This window comes from Sphingopyxis sp. P8 (assembly GCF_020622175.1).
Taxonomy (GTDB): Bacteria; Pseudomonadota; Alphaproteobacteria; order Sphingomonadales; family Sphingomonadaceae; genus Sphingopyxis; species Sphingopyxis jiangsuensis.
The window spans coordinates 488,780-505,220 of the sequence record NZ_JACNMK010000002.1; the positions used below are offsets into that span (position 1 = coordinate 488,780).

Genomic DNA, 16,441 nt, shown 5'->3' on the forward strand with positions numbered 1-16,441 from the left:
GCAAAGGCGCAAAGAAGAAGATTCGTCAGCCGCGATGGTTATTGGCGACGCGGCGGACCCCTTCCTTGAAGGTTTCGCCGCCAAAGTTGATGAGCAGGCCAAGCGGAAGCTCAAGCAGGCGAAGATAAGTCAAAACCTGTTTGCCGTGAAGCGGCGACAGCCGCTCCACGGATTTGAGTTCGACGAGCAATTGGCCTTCGATCAGAAGGTCGGCCCGAAACCCCTCCGGCAACTCGACGCCGTCATAACGGATGGGGATCGGCGCCTGCCTCTGAACATTTAGGCCGCGGCGCACGAGTTGGTCGAACATTATCGCTTCGTAGACCGATTCGAGCAGCCCCGGCCCCAGATTCTTGTGCAGGTGGAATCCGCAATCGACGGCGACGCTGGCCAGTTCCTCGATGTCCAAGCTGCCCCCTTCTTCGCGCCTTTGCGCCTTTGCGTGAGATTTTCCTTAGCCGAAACTCACGGCACCAGCACCGTATCGACCGGCTCCGCCAGCGCCTCGGGATAGTCGAGCGTGTAGTGCAATCCGCGGCTTTCCTTGCGGTGGAGCGCGCTCCGCACGATCAGCTCGGCGCACTGGAGCAGGTTCCTGAGTTCGATCAGATCGGTGGTCACGCGGAAGTGGCCGTAATAATCCTCGACCTCGCCCGTCATCATCTTGATGCGGTGCTGCGCGCGCTCGAGCCGCTTGGTGGTGCGGACGATGCCGACATAGTTCCACATGAAGCGGCGGATCTCGGTCCAGTTCTGCTTGATCACCACCTCTTCGTCCGAATCGGTGACGCGGCTTTCGTCCCACGGCCGGATCGGCGGCGGCGCCTCGAGCGTGTCCCAGCGCGCGATAATGTCCTTCGCCGCCGCCTCGCCGAACACGAAACATTCGAGCAGGCTGTTCGACGCCAGGCGGTTCGCGCCGTGCAGGCCGCTCTCGCTCACTTCGCCCGCGGCATAAAGGCCGGGAAGGTCGGTGCGCCCGTCGAGGTCGATGAGCACGCCGCCGCACGTATAATGCTGCGCGGGCACCACCGGGATCGGCTGCTTGGTCATGTCGATGCCAAGGCCGAGCAGCTTGTCATAGATGTTCGGGAAATGCCCCGCGACGAAATCGGGGTCCTTGTGACTGATGTCGAGGTGGACATAGTCGAGCCCGAAACGCTTGATCTGGTCGTCGTTGGCGCGTGCGACGATGTCGCGCGGCGCGAGTTCGGCGCGCGCGTCATAGTCGGACATATAGCGATGCCCGGTCTCGGGGTGCCGCAAAATCCCGCCCTCGCCGCGCACCGCCTCGGTGATCAGGAAATTCTTGACGTCGAGGTTATAGAGGCAGGTCGGGTGGAACTGCATCATCTCCATGTTGGAAACGCGCGCACCCGCGCGCCACGCCATCGCGATGCCGTCGCCGGTCGCTCCCCTTGGGGCGGTGGAGAATTGATAGACGCGCCCCGCGCCCCCGCTCGCGAGGATCGTCGCGCGCCCGACATGCGCGTGGACCTGCCCGCTCGCCTCGTCGAGCGCATAGACGCCCCACACGCGCCCCGACCCCGAATAGCGTTCCTCGTGCCGCCCCGTGATCAGGTCGATGCACGCCTGCCCGGGGAGCAGCGTGATGTTCGGATGCGCTTCGGCGGTCTTGAGCAGCGCCGCCTGCACCGCCCAGCCGGTCGCGTCGTCGACATGGACGATGCGGCGGTGCGAATGGCCGCCCTCGCGCGTCAGGTGCAGCGCGCCTTCGTCCATGTTGAAGGGCACGCCCATCTCGACGAGCCGCGCGATCGCCTGCGGCGCATTCTCGACGACGAACTCGACCGTCTCGCGCCGGTTGAGCCCCGCGCCCGCGACCATCGTGTCGTCGATATGATTCTCGAACGTGTCGCCCGCGTCGAGCACCGCGGCGATGCCGCCCTGCGCCCAGGCGGTCGACCCGCCGGTGAGGTTGCCTTTCGCGAGCACCAGCACCTTGCAATGGTCGGCAAGGCTGATCGCGGCGGTGAGGCCAGCGGCGCCCGATCCGACGATGATGACGTCGTGGGGAGAAGAGGTGCCGCCTTCACCCATTGGCCGCGCGCGTCAGGTTCAGGAACACATCCTCAAGGTCCGCTTCGCGCGTCGACACGTCGACGATGCCGTGCCCCATTGCATTGACCGCGGCGAGCACTTCGCCCGCGTTCATCCGGTCCTTGTTGTAATGGATGGCAAGGCCGCGTTCGCCCTCGCGCTCGATCTTGTCGAACGCCGGGTGCGTGGGCAGCGTGTCGATATCCTGGTCGAGCGTCACGACGACGATCTTCTCGCGCGCCATGTCGACCAGCTCGCGCGTCGGCTTGTTCGCGATCAGCCTGCCGTGGTTGATGATCGCGATCCGGTCGCACAGCTCCTCGGCCTCCTCCAGATAGTGCGTCGTCAGCACCACCGTGACGCCGCGATCGTTGAGGCTCTGCACAAATTCCCAAAGCTGCTGGCGCAGCTCGATATCGACCCCCGCGGTCGGCTCGTCGAGCACGATGATCGGCGGCGAATGCACCATCGCCTTCGCGACGAGCAGGCGGCGTTTCATCCCCCCCGACAAGGTGCGCGCATAGGCGTCGCGCTTGTCGCTCAGATGCACGGCGGCGAGCAGTTCGTCCGAAATCCGCTTCGCCTTGGGCACGCCATAAAGCCCCGCCTGATTCTCGAGCGTCTCGAACGGCGTGAAAAAGGGATCGAAGACGATCTCCTGCGGCACGATGCCGATCGAATATTTGGCGTTGCGGGGATCGGCGTCGATGTCGAAGCCCCAGATGCTCGCGTTCCCGCCCGTCTTGTTGACCAGCCCCGCAAGGATGTTGATCAGCGTCGACTTGCCCGCGCCATTGGGTCCAAGCAGCCCGAAAATTTGCCCGCGCGGCACGTCGAAGCTGACGTTGTCGAGCGCCTGCTTGCCCCCCGCATAGATTTTGGAAACGGCGTCGATGCGGATGGCGGCTTCGGTCATGCCCGCTTCCATAGCCGCGCACCCGCCCGCGCGAAAGAGGGGGCGCGCGCAGCATTGTCTATGCGGCCGTAAACATATTTTGGGGCTGGCCTTGCCCGGTGGCCGCGCCGCTCTGAACATGCATGTGCAGACCCGATTGCGGCGATCACGCGGCCTTGCTATGGGCGCGGTCGATGACCCAGCCCGCACCCGAAACGATCCGCACGCCCAAGACCCGCATCGCCTGCGACGGCACCGGCGACGGGCTTGCCGACGCCGCGCTCGGCCATCCGCGCGTATGGCTGGAAATCGACCCCGACGACGGCTTCGTCGATTGCGGCTATTGCGACCGCCGCTTCATCCTGACCGGCGGCGTCGCCGACATATCGGCCTGAACGGCGCCACCGCCGCCCGCGGGTGACCAAGGCGGCGCGCGGTCGCTGCCAAATACCCAACCGATTCACCGCGGCCGGGCATGGTTGGCTCATCCTGTCACGGCATATATGTGCCGCGACAGGATCAGAATCGTAACCGGCCCGCGGGCGCCGGCTCCGATTGTCGCGCTCGACCGCGCGGCGATCCTGCGCGGCATCGGCGCGACCGTGCAGCGTTACGCCACGCGGGCTTGGCGCCGCGGCGCCGCGGCAAATCTGTCGGCCGAATGCGAGCCGCAATCCGGAAATTGCGACGGCAACCTATGGCGCGCCCGTGTCGCCATCGGCTTGTTCGATGAGGAGGACCCAATCCTCGCCCTCGCCCGACGATGGCGGGACAAAGCTTTGGATGCCCTGGCTCTGCTCGGTCCTGAACAGATAGGAGGCGCCATAGCGCGGGTCGAACCAGCTCTGTTTATGCATCGCACCCGCGACTTCGCGCAGGTCGAGGGTGAAGGGCTTGCCGTGCGGCGAATAGACGATGATGCGCTTGCCGTCGGCAGCGCGCGCTGCGCGGACCTTTGCGCCGCCCTGCGTCGGGCCATCGAGGATCAAATCCTGTCGCGGCTCGAGCGTCTGAAAGGCGTTTGCTTCCATGAAGCGCCGCAAAATCCCCATCTGGCGCGCGCCCGGGTCTTCGATCGCTTCGAACCAGGGCCGGTTCGCGCCAATTGCCGGCTCGCGCCCCGGCGCCCACATTTGCCAGACATTGTTGTTGCCATAGGCGTGCCCCGCCGCGCCCGCGAGGATCGACCACCACGCGGCCTGCCGCGTGTCGTCGTCGTCAAAGCGGAGCCGCGGGTCGTGGCCCTGATTGTAAAATCCGACCGGAATCCCCTCGTAGCGCGGCTCGCCGTCGATCACCGGGCGCCGCGGTGACAGCGCGCGGTCATGTTCGGCATAAAGCCCCGTGTCGAGGTCGCGCGCTGCATGCGATGACTGGTTCATATAGAAATCGAGCCACTTTGCGTCGCGGACCTGCACCGACGACAGGCCGGGGCCGCGCGGGTGAAAGGTAATCAGGTGACGGCCGCCGTCGCCCTCGCGCAGTCCCCTTGCCAGCGCATCGATTATCGCGCGTTCGTTGGCCGACCGGACGTTCGAATCGCCTCCCAATATCCAGATGAGCTTGGCGTCGCGATAGCGCTTTCCTAGGAAGCGCCCATAGGCGAGCGCGCTCGCAGGGGTGAAGATCTGGGCGTCGCCGTCGCGCCAGTAGCGCCCCCATGATGGCAACAGGCCGACGGTCAGTCCCAATTCGTTCGCGCGCGCGACGACGCGGTCGACATGGTCGAAATAGGCGGTGTTGGGGGTCGCGGGATCGCGGTTCACCAGCGGCAGATGCCCATAGGCGTTCGGTTCGTCGAGCCCGCGCAGTTCGGCGAGCGCAACCGCCTGGACGACGTTGAACCCTTTCTCGGCGCGATCGCGCAGATACCGATCTGCTTCCTCGATCGTCAGCCGGTGAAAGAGCGCCCATGCGGTGTCGCCCAGATAGAAAAATGGCTTTCCGTCATCGGTCTGCAAATGGCGCCCGTTCGGGGCGACTTCGATTTGCCGCTGGGCGTGCGCCGCTGTGGTCAAAAGGCCCAGCGTCAGGGCGCCGGTGATGGCGACGTGCCAACGCCGTCCGTTGGTGGCGGTCATCCTTCTCTCCCGTTCAACTTTCATTTTGGACACCGGTGTCATAATGGATTCGCGGGGCGCGTGGCAATAGGAATTGTCGATCATGCGAACGCGGCGCTGGGGTCTGCATGGTGTCCGGCTCAGCGCAGCAGCGCCGCGACCGCCTGTTCGACCATCGCTGCCGCCGCCTCGGCGCCGAAGCTTGCTTCGTCGAGCGAGAGTTCGAGCCACAGCCCGTCGACCAGCGCGGTGAGCATGATCGCCAGCCGCTCGGGCTCGCGTGCGCCGCACGCGGCGAGCAGCTCGGCCAGCCGCGCGCGATAGCCGGCGTAACTTGCGGCGTGGATTGCGGCCATGCGCGCGTCGCTGCGCGCGAGTGCCCAGAAGGCGGTCCACGCGCCGAGCAGTTCGGGGTCGGTCACCGGCGCGCGGAAGCTTGCGGTCAGATAGGCCGACAGGCGCGCGCGGGGGGCGTCGCCCGCGCCCGCGACCGCGGCGGCGAAAATCGCGTCCATCCGGTCGCTCGTCGCCTGATAGGTCGCCGCGATCAGCTCGTCGATCCCCGCGAAATAATGGCGCAGCAGCCCCGGCGACACCCCCGCGCGCGCGCAGATCGCGCGCACATTGGTGCCCGCGAGCCCCACTTCGGCAAGGCACGCCGCCGCCGCCTCGATCAGCGCGGCGCGGCGCGCATCGGCGCTTTCGCGCGTAAAGGCTTGGCGGGCGGCTTCCATCTTGTTATACGTTTGTATAACAAGGAACCGGCCATGGCAACGCTACGCGACACTTTCGACAACATCGACCCCCTCGACGGCTGGTCGCTCCCCGCCTGGACCTACAGCGACCCCGAATTCCACGCGGTCGAGGTCGAGCGCATCTTCCGCCCGAGCTGGCAGGTCGTCTGCCACGACAGCGACATCCCCAACGCCGGAGACTGGCACAGCATCGACTATGTCGGCGAAAGCGTCATCGTCGTCCGCGGCACCGACGGTGCGGTGCGCGCCTTCACCAACGTCTGCCGCCACCGCGGCTCGCGTCTCGTCGACGGCACCGCGGGCTGCGCGAAAAAGCTGGTCTGCCCCTATCACGCCTGGACATACGAACTCGACGGCCGCCTGTCGGGCGTCCCCGACAGCGCGAGCTACCCGGCGCTCGACAAGGGAAAGGCGGGGCTCGTTCCGGTCGAAGCGGAGAGTTGGCGCGGCTTCTGGTTCGTCCGCCTCGACGACGATGGCGGCCCGTCGGTCGCGCAGATGATGGCGCCCTATGAGGCGATGGTCGAGCCCTATCGCTTCGAGGAGCTCGGCGCGCTCGGCCGCGTCACGCTGCGCCCGCGCGACGTCAACTGGAAGAATGTCGGCGACAATTATTCGGACGGCCTCCACATCCCCGTCGCGCACCCCGGCCTCACGCGCCTGTTCGGCAAAAGCTATGGTGTCGAGGCCGAGGAACGCGTCGACCGCATGTGGGGCGACCTGATCGACCGGCCGTCGGCGAACTGGTCCGAACGCATGTACCAGCGCCTGCTGCCGTCCGTCCCGCATCTCCCCGCCGACAAGCAGCGCCACTGGCTCTATTTCAAGCTCTGGCCCAATGTCGCCTTCGACATTTATCCCGACCAGGTCGACTTCATGCAGTGGCTGCCGACCGGTCCGACGAGTTGCCTGATCCGCGAGATTTCATACGTCCTTCCCGATGAACGCCGCGAGATGAGGGCGGCACGCTATCTGAACTGGCGCATCAACCGCCAGGTCAATGCCGAGGACACCGCGCTGATCACCCGCGTTCAGCAGGGCATGGCGTCGAAAAGCTTTTCGATGGGTCCGCTCAGCGACAAGGAAGTCTGTCTCAAGCATTTCTGCGCGCGGATGCGCGACATCATTCCCGAAGCGCGACACGAACACGCGCCCGCGGCCGGTTGGAGCAAATAATGACCAAAGCTTATGACGCGCTGATCATCGGCGCCGGCCACAACGGCCTCGTCTGCGCCTTTTACCTCGCGCGCGCGGGGCTGAAGGTCCGCATCGTCGAGGCGCGCGATGTCGTCGGCGGTGCCGCGGTGACCGAGGAGTTCGCGCCGGGGTTCCGCAACTCGGTCGCGAGTTACACGGTCAGCCTGCTCCAGCCCAAGGTCATCGCTGACATGCGCCTCGCCGATCACGGCTATCGCGTGATCGAGCGGCCGATCAGCAATTTCCTTCCGCAGGAGGATGGCGGCTATCTGAAGCTCGGCGGTGGGCTCGAACGCACGCAGGCCGAGTTCCGCAAGTTCAGCGCGCGCGATGCCGAGGCGCTGCCCGCTTATTATGACGCGCTCGAAAATGTCGCCGAACTGCTTCGCGACCTCGCGCTCCGCGTCCCACCCAATGTCGGCGAGGGGCTGCGCACGCTGGTCGACGGCGTGCGGCAGGGGCGCCGCTTCGCGGGGCTCAGCGTCGAGCAACAACGCGATGTGCTCGACCTCTTTACCAAGTCGGCGCGCGCCATGCTCGACAGTTGGTTCGAGAGCGAGGCGGTCAAGGCGGCTTTCGGCTTCGACGCGGTCGTCGGCAATTATGCGAGCCCCGACACGCCGGGCAGCGCCTATGTCCTCCTCCACCATGTCTTCGGCGAGGTGAACGGCAAGAAGGGCGCGTGGGGGCACAGCGTCGGCGGGATGGGCGCCATCACGCAGATCATGGCGAAGGTGTGCCGCGATGCCGGAGTCGAGATCAGCCTCGAAAGCCCGGTCGCGAAGGTGCTGGTCGACGGCGGCAAGGCTGTCGGCGTCAAGCTTGCCAGCGGCGAGGAGATCGCCGCCGCGCGCGTTGTCGCCAATGTCGGTCCGAAGCTGCTCTATGAGCGGATGATGGACGCCGCCGACCTCCCACCAGACTTTGCGCGGCGCATGAAGGGATTCAAGGCGGGCAGCGGGACCTTCCGCATGAATGTCGCGCTCAGCGAATTGCCGCGTTTCACCTGCCTTCCCGAACCCGGCGAACATCATCAGTCAGGGATCATCATCGCGCCGACGCTCGACTATATGGACCGCGCCTTCCTCGACGCTAAGCGCGACGGCTGGTCGAAAGCGCCGATCGTCGAAATGCTGATCCCCTCGACGATCGACGACAGCCTGGCGCCCGAGGGATGCCATGTCGCGAGCCTTTTCTGTCAGCAATTCGCACCCGAATTGCCCGACGGGCGCGACTGGGACGATGAGGAGGAAGCCGCGGCCGACACGATCATCGACACCGTCGAACGCTATGCCCCCGGCTTCCGCGCGAGCATCGTCGCGCAGACCCGCCTCAGCCCGAAGGGGCTGGAACGCAAGTTCGGCCTCGTCGGCGGCGACATCATGCATGGCAATATGACGCTCGATCAGCTCTGGTCGGCGCGCCCCGTGCTCGGCCACGGCGGCTATCGCGGGCCGGTCAAGGGCCTCTATATGTGCGGCGCGGGCACGCACCCCGGCGGCGGCGTCACCGGTGGACCGGGGCATAATGCCGCCCAAGTCATCATCCGCGACCGGGGGCTATTCGCGCCCAAGTGGCGGTGAACCGAAGCCGATCGCTTGCGGCATCGATGGGCGTGCTGCACGCTCTTGCCGCAAGCGTGCGATCAGCTCTGCGTCATCGATGTCACCCAGAAAGCGGCGCTGGCGGGCCACGACCGCAAAGTCGCCAAGCGTAAGCCCGCCCAACCGGTCAAGCGTATCGGGCGCGGCGCGGCCAAAGAAATGACCGAACGCCAGCCGCGCGCGCGCCGCGTCGAGCGGACGCATTTCGACCTTGAATACGAAACGCCGCGCCGAAGCCGGGTCAAGCTTTGCCGAATGGTTGGTCGCCGCTGCGAAAGGGAGCGGATGGCACTCCATCCACGTCAACAGCTCGTTGACTTGCGACACTTCCCAGCTCTGCGTTGCACCGCCGCGGTCCGCCAGCAGCGAATCGACCTCGTCGAAGAACAGCATCGCGCCTTGCCGCTTGGCTTTGGCAAAGGCGGCTGCGATCCGCTGCTCGGTCTCGCCGATCCATTTCGACATGAGATCGGACGCGCGCTTGACGTGCAGCGGGCGCCCGAGACGCCGAGCAAGGGCATGGACGGCCTCGCTCTTCCCGGTGCCTGGCGGGCCGGTCAACAAGAGCGAAAAGTCGCTTTCCTCGCCGCCGGCCAGCCGGTCGAACAGCAGCGGCAAGTCGGTATCGGCTGCCAGCAAGCGTTCGTCGAAAGCGCGCGGCGCATCGATGTCGACCTCCTGTCCGCGCATTGCGCTCAGCACCGATCCCGCGAAGCGATGGGCGCTCGTCGTTTCTCCAGCGAGCGCCGCTGCGCGAACCGCAACGCGAAAGAGTGACGCGGTTTCCGGAGCGTTGGCCGCGAGAACGCCAAGCGCGGGGTCGACCGCGACATTCTCTTCGGTGCTGACGCGCTCAAGCATTGCCGGACTGTGCGCCCGGCCCGGGAAATCCATCCGGATCGTCAAGCTGATGCGGCGCAGGATCGCCGGGTCGGCTTCGCCGATGGCGTTCGATGTCCAGATCACCGGGACGATATTCTCCTCCAGCAACCTGTTCACGAACAGCTTCGATCCCGCGCGGTCGCGAATTTGCCCGCCGGCGTCGATGCGCGCATTGCCGAGCAGATCCTCCATCTCGTCGAACAACAGCAGGGCGCCTCCCCTCTTCTCCAGCGTTCGCAGGGCGAGCCGCAGCGCCGCCACGCGATCACCGCGTGTCGGTTCTTCGCCGTCGTCGTCGGCCTCGCCAACAGCGTGAAGCGGTGCGCCCGCGCTAGCTGCGATCGTCCGCGCGAGTTCGGTCTTGCCGGTGCCGGGCGGTCCGTGGATCAGGACATTGATTCCGCGCGCGCCGGATTCGAGCGCGCCGCGGAGCAGGGCGACTGCCAGTTCGGCGTCGCGCTTCTGCACCGGAAAATCGGCGATCTGGTGCCGCGCCGGTTGGCGGGGGCCGAGCAGCCCCTCCAGCAGGTCGGCATGTTGTCCCGGCCGGGCGTCGAGCAACCGCTCGAACGCCCAGCGAAGGCCGAGTTGCGGCGTTCCGTCCTTTGCGCCCCATCGCGCCACCAGGTCGAGGCGCACGACCTCTGCGCGGTGGATCGCGTGCGGCGCGATGCCGGTTACGGCGCTCGCGAGTGTCTCGATGTCGAGCTTCTCGTTCTCCACAAGCTGCCCCAGGCTTCGCGAGAGCGGAGCCCGGTCGAGCGCCGTTACAAACAACAGCAAGGCGCGCTCCTCCGGCGGCAGCGCGAGCGCATCGGCAAGGCGGTTGGCCTGGATGAGGTTCAGATCCTCGCGTGCCGCCGGTAGCATTTCGGACGCGATCGGCGGGTCAGCGAGCAAGGTCGCGCGGTTCACCATCTTCGGGCTGTCAAATCCAAGCGGCGTGGCGCGCGCGCGGACCCAGCCGAGCAAGGCTCGACCAGTTTTGCTTTGACCCGGATGTTCCGTGGCGATGGCGCGTGCCAGTGCGCGCGCCCAATGGCTGTCGTGCAACATGAATATCTGCCTGCGACCGGCGGACGCGCGGCGACCGTCGGAAAAGGGGGATGATGGTGGTTTGATAAATGCGGCAGCGCCCGTGGCGTGCCGCGTCAGGAATAACGCGCTACGACAGCGGGCGGATGCCGCAGGGTTTCAAGCCCTGATAAATTCGGCGATCCAACACTTTGCGTCTCCAAAAAAGCCCGAGTCCGGGTGGTGGGCGCGGCGGATAGGCGATTTCACCTGAATGCGCAAGTGCTCAGTGGGCAGGGGCCGGGCGCGCAGCGGTGTGGCGCGTCCACCAGTAAAGCGGCAGACCTGCCGCCATCAGCACGATGCTCAGCGCGCTCACTCCGATGCCAGCGCCCCACAGCGTCCATAGCGCATAGGTCAGGCCGATCAGCGCGACGGGGATGGCGACGCGCAAGCGTAGCGCCGCGCCAGCGCACGCGAGGTAGAGCCAGAGCGTCACCGATGTCGAGAGGATCGCCATGAAGGTGAACATCTCGCTCGTCGATTTATTCGCGTTGAGGATGACGCAGGCGGTGGCGATCATGCTCGAGAGGAGCAGCGCCGTGGCGGGCGTGCCGTGGCGGTTCGTTCGCGCGAACCACGCCGGAAGCAAACCCTGCCGCGCGAGCGTTGCGGGAAGCTCGGCCTGAATCAGCGTCCAGCCGTTGAGCGTCCCGAGGGCGCTCACTGCGGCGAAGGCGGCGACGAGCAGTGCGGGTTCGCGCGCCCAATAGGTTTCGACGAAGAGCGAGAAGGGCGCGTCGGACTGGGCGACCGCGGCCGCAGGAAGCATCAGTGCGATCGCCGAACAGACGGTCAGATAGAGGATGCCCGTCGCGAGCGTGCCGATCATCGTCGCGCGCGGGATGGTGACGCGTGGAGTGTCGACCTTGTCGGCGGCGACGCTCGCCGATTCGAACCCCAACAGCGCCCACAGCGTCAGGATTGCCGAGCCGCTGACCGCGGCGAAGGATAAGCCCTCGGCGGGAAATGGGGTGACTGCCACGGGCTCGGCGCGCCCAAACGCCACGGGGATCAGAATGATGACCGCGACCAGCGGGACGAGCTTGATCAGCAACGTCGCGAGTTGGAAGCGCCCCGCCGCGCGCGCGCCGCGCCAGTTGATCGCGGTGACCAGCCAGATCAGCGCAATCGTCGACAGCACGAGATGCTGGCCCAATGCGGGAACAAAGATGCTGAGGAAGCTGACCGACGCGACCGCAAGCGTGACGTTCGCGGTCCATACCGAAACCCAATAGGCCCAGCCAATCATGAAACTGGGAATGCGGCCAAAGGCACGCTCGACGAATCCCGTCGGCCCGCCAGCGTCGGGGAAAGCGACGGTGAGCCGTGCGAGGACGAATGCCAACGCAAGTGCGCCGCCGATGGTGATTGCCCAGCCGGCGACGCCGTTCCAGCCAAAAGGGGCCAGACTGGCCGGGAGCAGGAACACGCCCGACCCGATCATATTGCCCATTACCAGCGCAATTGCCATCGCGAGGCCGAGCTTGCGCCCGGACCCCGCGACCGGCGAATTTGCTGTCAGCGGATCAGAAATCCTTCGATACCTTGATCCCGATCAGGCGTGGACGGATGATATTGTCGTAAAAGACGCCGCCGGTGTTGCTGCCGCCGAACGGATCGCCGCAGATCGACTCGCCGCACTGGACCGAGCTGTTGATCACGCCGTTGCTGTTGAACAAATTGGTCGCGAACAGCTCGCCGCTCCAGCTTTCGCCCTTGATGCCGACGCTGACGTCGGCGGTCGTATAGGCATCGAAATTGCCGACGATGCCATTTTCGAAGGTACGAAGATCCGAACGCCGCTTGCCGATATGGTTCACGGCGAACTGGACATGGGCGTCCATCGACCCGACCGGCCATTCATAGCGCGCGACGGCATTGCCCTTGAACTTGGCGGTCACGGGCAGGCGCGTCCCGGCGGGGGCGAGCAGCGCGTTTGTTTGTCCCGGCGGATCGATCGTGCAATCGAACTGCGGGTTGGAAATCGCACAAAAGTCCCGCCGGATCGTCGCGTCATTATAGCTGCCGCCGAGGTTGAGCGAGAAGCCGCCCTGACGATAGCCGATATCGACCTCGACACCGCGGATGCGCGCGATGCCCGCGCTGCGGATTTCGGTCAGGCCGTTTTCGCCGAGGAAGGACAATTGGATGTCGTTCCAATCCTCCTGATAGATCGCGCCGTTGAAACGAACCGGGCCGAAGTTGGTCTTCCACCCGATCTCGTAATTGTCGAGCGTGTCGGGGCCATAGGGCGGCAGGGTGCCGCGCCGATTGATCCCGCCCGGACGGAAGCCGCGCGACCATGTCGCATAGACGAGCGCGTCGTCGTTGATCTTGTAGTTGAGGTTGAGTTTGTGGATGAAGTCGGTGTCTTTGGTCCGTTTGTCGAGGTTGGTGCACGGCGATCCGGGAACCTGCGCGGGACCGAAGCAGGCCGCTTCGCCCGTGCGGCTCGAGAAACCGGCCGAATAGCCGAAGAAGCCGACGAGGCTGTTGTCGAACCGATAGAGGCGGCCGCCGCCGGTCAGCGTCAGCTGGTCGGTGATGTCGAAGCTGATTTCGCCGAACGCCGCATAGTCGCGGTCGATACGCAGCTGTTTTGTCAGCCAGATGTTGCTCGGCGTGCCGGTGACGGTGATCGAATCGGCAATATCGTCGATGATGTAATTTTGCTCGATATTGTGCGCCTGCCGCTGCCAGAAAAGCCCGCCGATGAAGCGGATGCGTGCGTCGGCGGGTGAGGCGATGCGGATCTCGCCGAAGCTGCGCTTATAGCGATCGACGCCCTGGATATATTGGTTCGGGCTGACGAGATCGTCGTTGTTGTCATAGAAATAGACGCCATAGCCGTAGAGCGCGTCATAGAAATAGGCGTAGTCCGAATAATCGCTCTCGGTCGTTGTCTTGCGCCGCAAATGCCCGCCGGTCGCGGTCAGGTCCCAGTTGCCGATCTTGCCCTCGATCGTCAGCGCCGCCTGGATCCATTTATCCTTGCTGTCCTCGGGATTATACTGGACCGTCTGGAGCTTGCGCGTGACCGCGGTCGAACGTTCCTGTGCGAAACTGCCGTGCGCTTCCTGGACCTGTCCCATGATCGTCGGACGGATCGTCCAGTCGTCGTCGAGGTCGATGCCGAGCGCGAGACGCGCGCCATAGGTGTCGACGTCGTTGTAATTTTTCTCGACGAAGGCGGCATTGTCGTGCGTTGCCGCCGCCGTGCCCTGATCGGCCTCGAGCGAGGGATAGACGCGCGATCCGGCGATATTGTCGATATAGCCGCCATCGCGCCGGTACCAGCCGACGAGGCGCAGCGCCGCACGCTCGCCGAGTGGAGCGTTGATAAAGCCTTCGGCGACGCCGCCGATGTCGCCACGCGCGACGCTGTTGAGTTCGAGGCCGATCGAGCCATAGGTACCGCTGGTATCGGGCTTGTTGGTGACGAGCTTGATCGTCCCCGCCATCGAGCTTGCGCCGTAGAGCGTGCCCTGCGGCCCGGCGAGCGCCTCAACGCGCTGCAAGTCATAGGTGTGAATGTCGAGCGCGCCCTGAATCGTCGTGATCGGCATTTCGTCGAGATAGGTGCCGACCGTCGGCAGCGACGCCGAGTGGTTGGCATTCTCGCCCGATGCGACGCCGCGGAAATAGACCTGGCTGAATCCCGGAGCGAGCGTCTGAACCGTCACCGACGGCAGGAATTTGACGACGTCCTGGAATTCCTTGACCTGCAGTTCGCTGAGCCGCTCGTTGCCGATCGCTGTGATGGCGAGCGGCACGTCCTGCAGATTTTCTTCGCGCTTCGATGCCGTAACGACGATGTCGTCGTCGCCGCGGCTGCTCGACTGCTGCGCCAGCGCGGTTCCCGACGTGCACAGGATCGTGCTGCCGAGCAATATCGTGCTGCTCTTGGCCAGCAATTTGGTGACGTTTCGCATGAGACCCCCTCAGATGACATCTATGTGACGAAGAATGACGCAGCGCAGCGCAAGCGCAAGCTTTGTTCGTCGCTACGCCTGACCATTGGTCGAAAAATTCGCCGCCTGTTGCCCAAAGGCAACGAAGTGCCGCGCGAACCGACCAGATTCAGCCGAAATTCGCGGGCGCGGAGGGGTAGGCGGCAAGAACCGGACCCAGGGCATCCTTGAGCGGGCCGAGCCACGCGTCATAGGGGCGCCATTGATCAACGCCGTCGCGATTGATCGGGCGGCGCACCTGCTCGCTCGAGGCGGTGCGGACCGCGCGCGCGTTGGCGTGAAAGGACAGGCACGCCTCCTCGAACGGTTGGTCGAGGAACGACAGGAGCGCGCGCACTTCGCCTTCCGGGTCGGCGAGCAATTCCTCGTGGATCACGCGATGGACGCGGCCGGGCTGGACCGCGTCGATATGGGCCATCAGCCGCACATAGTCGCGGTAATAGGCGCCCATGTCGGACAGACGATAGCTGAACGCCTGCCCCTTGGCGAAATGCTGACGAAAGTTCGACCAGCAGCAATCGAGTGGGTGTCGCCGCGCGTCGATGATGCGCGCATTGGGCAGGATCAGGCGGATGAGCGGGACGTAGAGCCAATTGTTCGGAAGCTTGTCGATATAGAATGGCTTGCCGGTCTTGCGCTGGACCGCGGTGGCCCGAAGGAAATTCGCCCCGAGTTCGGCGATTTTTTCGCGCGGCGCGGCGGCGAGTGCTTCGACCCAGCGGCGGCCCTCGTCGTGCGTCGCGCGGCCGAGACCGAGCGCGAGCGCAGGGATGTCGGGAAGCTCCATCGTCCCCTCGATTGCCGAATGGCTCGCCAAAATTTGCTCGACGAGCGTCGATCCGGCGCGCGGCATTCCGAGAATGAAGACAGGGTCGGGCGCCGGATCGCCCCAGTCGGTACGCTCGGCAAAGAAACCGGACGTGAAGGTGGCGATAGCGGCGTCGACGATCGCGCGCGTTTCGTCGGCGCGATAGTCGAGTTGTGCCGCGCGGATCGCATTGCCGACCGCATAGTGGCGAAAGGCGGCGTCATGTTCTTCGGCATCGTCATAGGCTTTACCGAGCGCGAAATGGAGGTGCAGCCGGTCGTCGTCGCGCGCTCCGCCGCCGTCTTCGGCGTCGCGTTCGGCTGCGCTAAGCGCGGCTTCCATCGCGGCGCGGTCGGCGGGATCGAAGCGGATCGTCTTCAGATTGGCGAGGCTCCACCAGATTTCGCCGAGCCCTGGATCATTCGCAATGGCTCGACGATAGGCGGCGATGCTGTCGTCCTGCCGCCCGACGGTCTTGAGCATATGGCCATAGCTCATCCACAGCTTTGCATGTTCGGGGAAGCGCTCGGTCAATTGCCCGTACAGCGCAATGGCTTCGTCATAACCGCCGATGCGGCCAAGCGCCGCGGCCTTCAGATTGGCGTGCGCGGGATTGTCGGGATCGTCGCCGATCACCGCATCGAGCGCCGCGACAGCGTCGACGTAGCGGTTCTGCTTGTAATAGACGGTCGCCAGATTCGCGCGCGCGGCGCCGAAACCGGGCGCGAGTTCAAGCGCGCGGCCGAGCAGCTTTTCGGCATCGCCATAGCGGCCGATACGCCCCGCCACTTCGGCGAGCATGCGGATCGCGGCGACGTCGGTCGCGTCCTCCTTCAGACGCGCGCGCAGCGCTGTCTCGGCATCGGGAAGCCGGTTTTCGGAAAGCGCGAGCGCCGCATCGACCATGGCCCCGTCATGGATCGTCGCACCGACCGCGGCGAGCGAGGCATCCTGCGCCTCCGTCTCGCGCCCCAGCGCGCGTAGCGCATGCGCGGCGATCCGGTGCGCCGCCGCCGAGGTCGGCACAATGTCGAGAATGGCACGCGCTTGCGCCAACGCCGCGACCGGATCGCCGTTCAGCAACTGTCGGGCGTGGGCGAGCGCCTGGTCATGGGTGACGGTGGCCACGCC

At 65.4% G+C, this 16,441-nt stretch carries 12 protein-coding genes; 3 read left to right on the forward strand and 9 right to left on the reverse strand.

What is annotated here, in order from left to right; all coding sequences use genetic code 11:
* Positions 1 to 25: 25 nt before the first annotated feature.
* The 3 genes from H7692_RS10885 to H7692_RS10895 are packed head-to-tail and all read right to left on the reverse strand — an operon-like array spanning position 26 to position 2,977.
* Positions 26 to 409, reverse strand: coding sequence for a GxxExxY protein (locus tag H7692_RS10885; RefSeq protein ID WP_222136871.1), 384 nt, complete (start codon positions 407 to 409; stop codon positions 26 to 28).
* Positions 410 to 465: 56 nt separating this feature from the next.
* Complete coding sequence (gene nadB, locus H7692_RS10890; protein WP_222136872.1) at positions 466 to 2,061, reverse strand: L-aspartate oxidase; 1,596 nt, start codon at positions 2,059 to 2,061, stop codon at positions 466 to 468.
* Positions 2,054 to 2,977: an ABC transporter ATP-binding protein gene (locus H7692_RS10895; RefSeq protein ID WP_201928268.1), complete on the reverse strand. Its 924-nt coding sequence runs from the start codon at positions 2,975 to 2,977 to the stop codon at positions 2,054 to 2,056. The genes nadB and H7692_RS10895 overlap by 8 nt, the downstream gene beginning before the upstream one ends.
* A gap of 173 nt (positions 2,978 to 3,150) precedes the next feature.
* On the opposite strand from H7692_RS10895, the gene H7692_RS10900 reads away from it, so the two are divergent.
* A complete protein-coding gene (locus H7692_RS10900) occupies positions 3,151 to 3,351 on the forward strand; it encodes a zinc-finger domain-containing protein (protein WP_201928267.1) in 201 nt (66 codons plus the stop codon).
* A gap of 300 nt (positions 3,352 to 3,651) precedes the next feature.
* On the opposite strand, the gene H7692_RS10905 is transcribed toward H7692_RS10900, so the two are convergent.
* The gene (locus H7692_RS10905) at positions 3,652 to 5,037 is read right to left on the reverse strand and encodes a glycoside hydrolase family 140 protein (RefSeq protein ID WP_222136873.1); all 1,386 of its coding nucleotides are present in this window, start codon (positions 5,035 to 5,037) and stop codon (positions 3,652 to 3,654) included.
* A 119-nt stretch (positions 5,038 to 5,156) separates the two neighbouring features.
* Positions 5,157 to 5,750, reverse strand: a complete 594-nt coding sequence (locus H7692_RS10910; RefSeq protein ID WP_222136874.1) for a TetR/AcrR family transcriptional regulator — start codon at positions 5,748 to 5,750, stop codon at positions 5,157 to 5,159.
* A 33-nt stretch (positions 5,751 to 5,783) separates the two neighbouring features.
* Between H7692_RS10910 and H7692_RS10915 the strand changes: the two genes are divergently transcribed.
* Together H7692_RS10915 and H7692_RS10920 are read left to right on the forward strand one after the other, a co-directional pair.
* Entirely contained in the window at positions 5,784 to 6,947 is a 1,164-nt protein-coding gene (locus tag H7692_RS10915; RefSeq protein ID WP_227340164.1) for an aromatic ring-hydroxylating oxygenase subunit alpha, read from the forward strand.
* Positions 6,947 to 8,551, forward strand: a complete 1,605-nt coding sequence (locus tag H7692_RS10920) for a phytoene desaturase family protein (protein ID WP_227340165.1) — start codon at positions 6,947 to 6,949, stop codon at positions 8,549 to 8,551. Before H7692_RS10915 ends, H7692_RS10920 begins: the two co-directional genes overlap by 1 nt.
* Here the strand turns inward: H7692_RS10920 and H7692_RS10925 are convergent.
* From H7692_RS10925 to H7692_RS10940, 4 genes are all read right to left on the reverse strand, one after another.
* Positions 8,528 to 10,369, reverse strand: coding sequence for an AAA family ATPase (locus H7692_RS10925; protein WP_227340166.1), 1,842 nt, complete (start codon positions 10,367 to 10,369; stop codon positions 8,528 to 8,530). The two genes, H7692_RS10920 and H7692_RS10925, sit on opposite strands and share 24 nt — an antisense overlap.
* A gap of 385 nt (positions 10,370 to 10,754) precedes the next feature.
* A complete protein-coding gene (locus tag H7692_RS10930) occupies positions 10,755 to 12,002 on the reverse strand; it encodes an amino acid permease (RefSeq protein ID WP_227340167.1) in 1,248 nt (415 codons plus the stop codon).
* 55 nt (positions 12,003 to 12,057) lie between these two features.
* A complete protein-coding gene (locus H7692_RS10935; RefSeq protein WP_227340168.1) occupies positions 12,058 to 14,463 on the reverse strand; it encodes a TonB-dependent receptor in 2,406 nt (801 codons plus the stop codon).
* Positions 14,464 to 14,611: 148 nt separating this feature from the next.
* Positions 14,612 to 16,438 carry a tetratricopeptide repeat-containing sulfotransferase family protein gene (locus tag H7692_RS10940; protein WP_227340169.1) on the reverse strand — a complete coding sequence of 609 codons (1,827 nt, stop codon included), beginning with the start codon at positions 16,436 to 16,438 and terminating at the stop codon, positions 14,612 to 14,614.
* Between the last annotated feature and the right edge of the window lie 3 nt (positions 16,439 to 16,441).

What these genes read in the sequence shown, in the direction of transcription:
- nadB (WP_222136872.1), bottom strand. Translation starts at nt 2,061, where the DNA reads ATGGGTGAAGGCGGCACCTCTTCTCCCCACGACGTCATCATCGTCGGA.
- H7692_RS10895 (WP_201928268.1), bottom strand. Translation starts at nt 2,977, where the DNA reads ATGACCGAAGCCGCCATCCGCATCGACGCCGTTTCCAAAATCTATGCG.
- H7692_RS10900 (WP_201928267.1), top strand. Translation starts at nt 3,151, where the DNA reads ATGACCCAGCCCGCACCCGAAACGATCCGCACGCCCAAGACCCGCATC.
- H7692_RS10905 (WP_222136873.1), bottom strand. Translation starts at nt 5,037, where the DNA reads ATGACCGCCACCAACGGACGGCGTTGGCACGTCGCCATCACCGGCGCC.
- H7692_RS10910 (WP_222136874.1), bottom strand. Translation starts at nt 5,750, where the DNA reads ATGGAAGCCGCCCGCCAAGCCTTTACGCGCGAAAGCGCCGATGCGCGC.
- H7692_RS10915 (WP_227340164.1), top strand. Translation starts at nt 5,784, where the DNA reads ATGGCAACGCTACGCGACACTTTCGACAACATCGACCCCCTCGACGGC.
- H7692_RS10920 (WP_227340165.1), top strand. Translation starts at nt 6,947, where the DNA reads ATGACCAAAGCTTATGACGCGCTGATCATCGGCGCCGGCCACAACGGC.
- H7692_RS10930 (WP_227340167.1), bottom strand. Translation starts at nt 12,002, where the DNA reads ATGGCAATTGCGCTGGTAATGGGCAATATGATCGGGTCGGGCGTGTTC.
- H7692_RS10935 (WP_227340168.1), bottom strand. Translation starts at nt 14,463, where the DNA reads ATGCGAAACGTCACCAAATTGCTGGCCAAGAGCAGCACGATATTGCTC.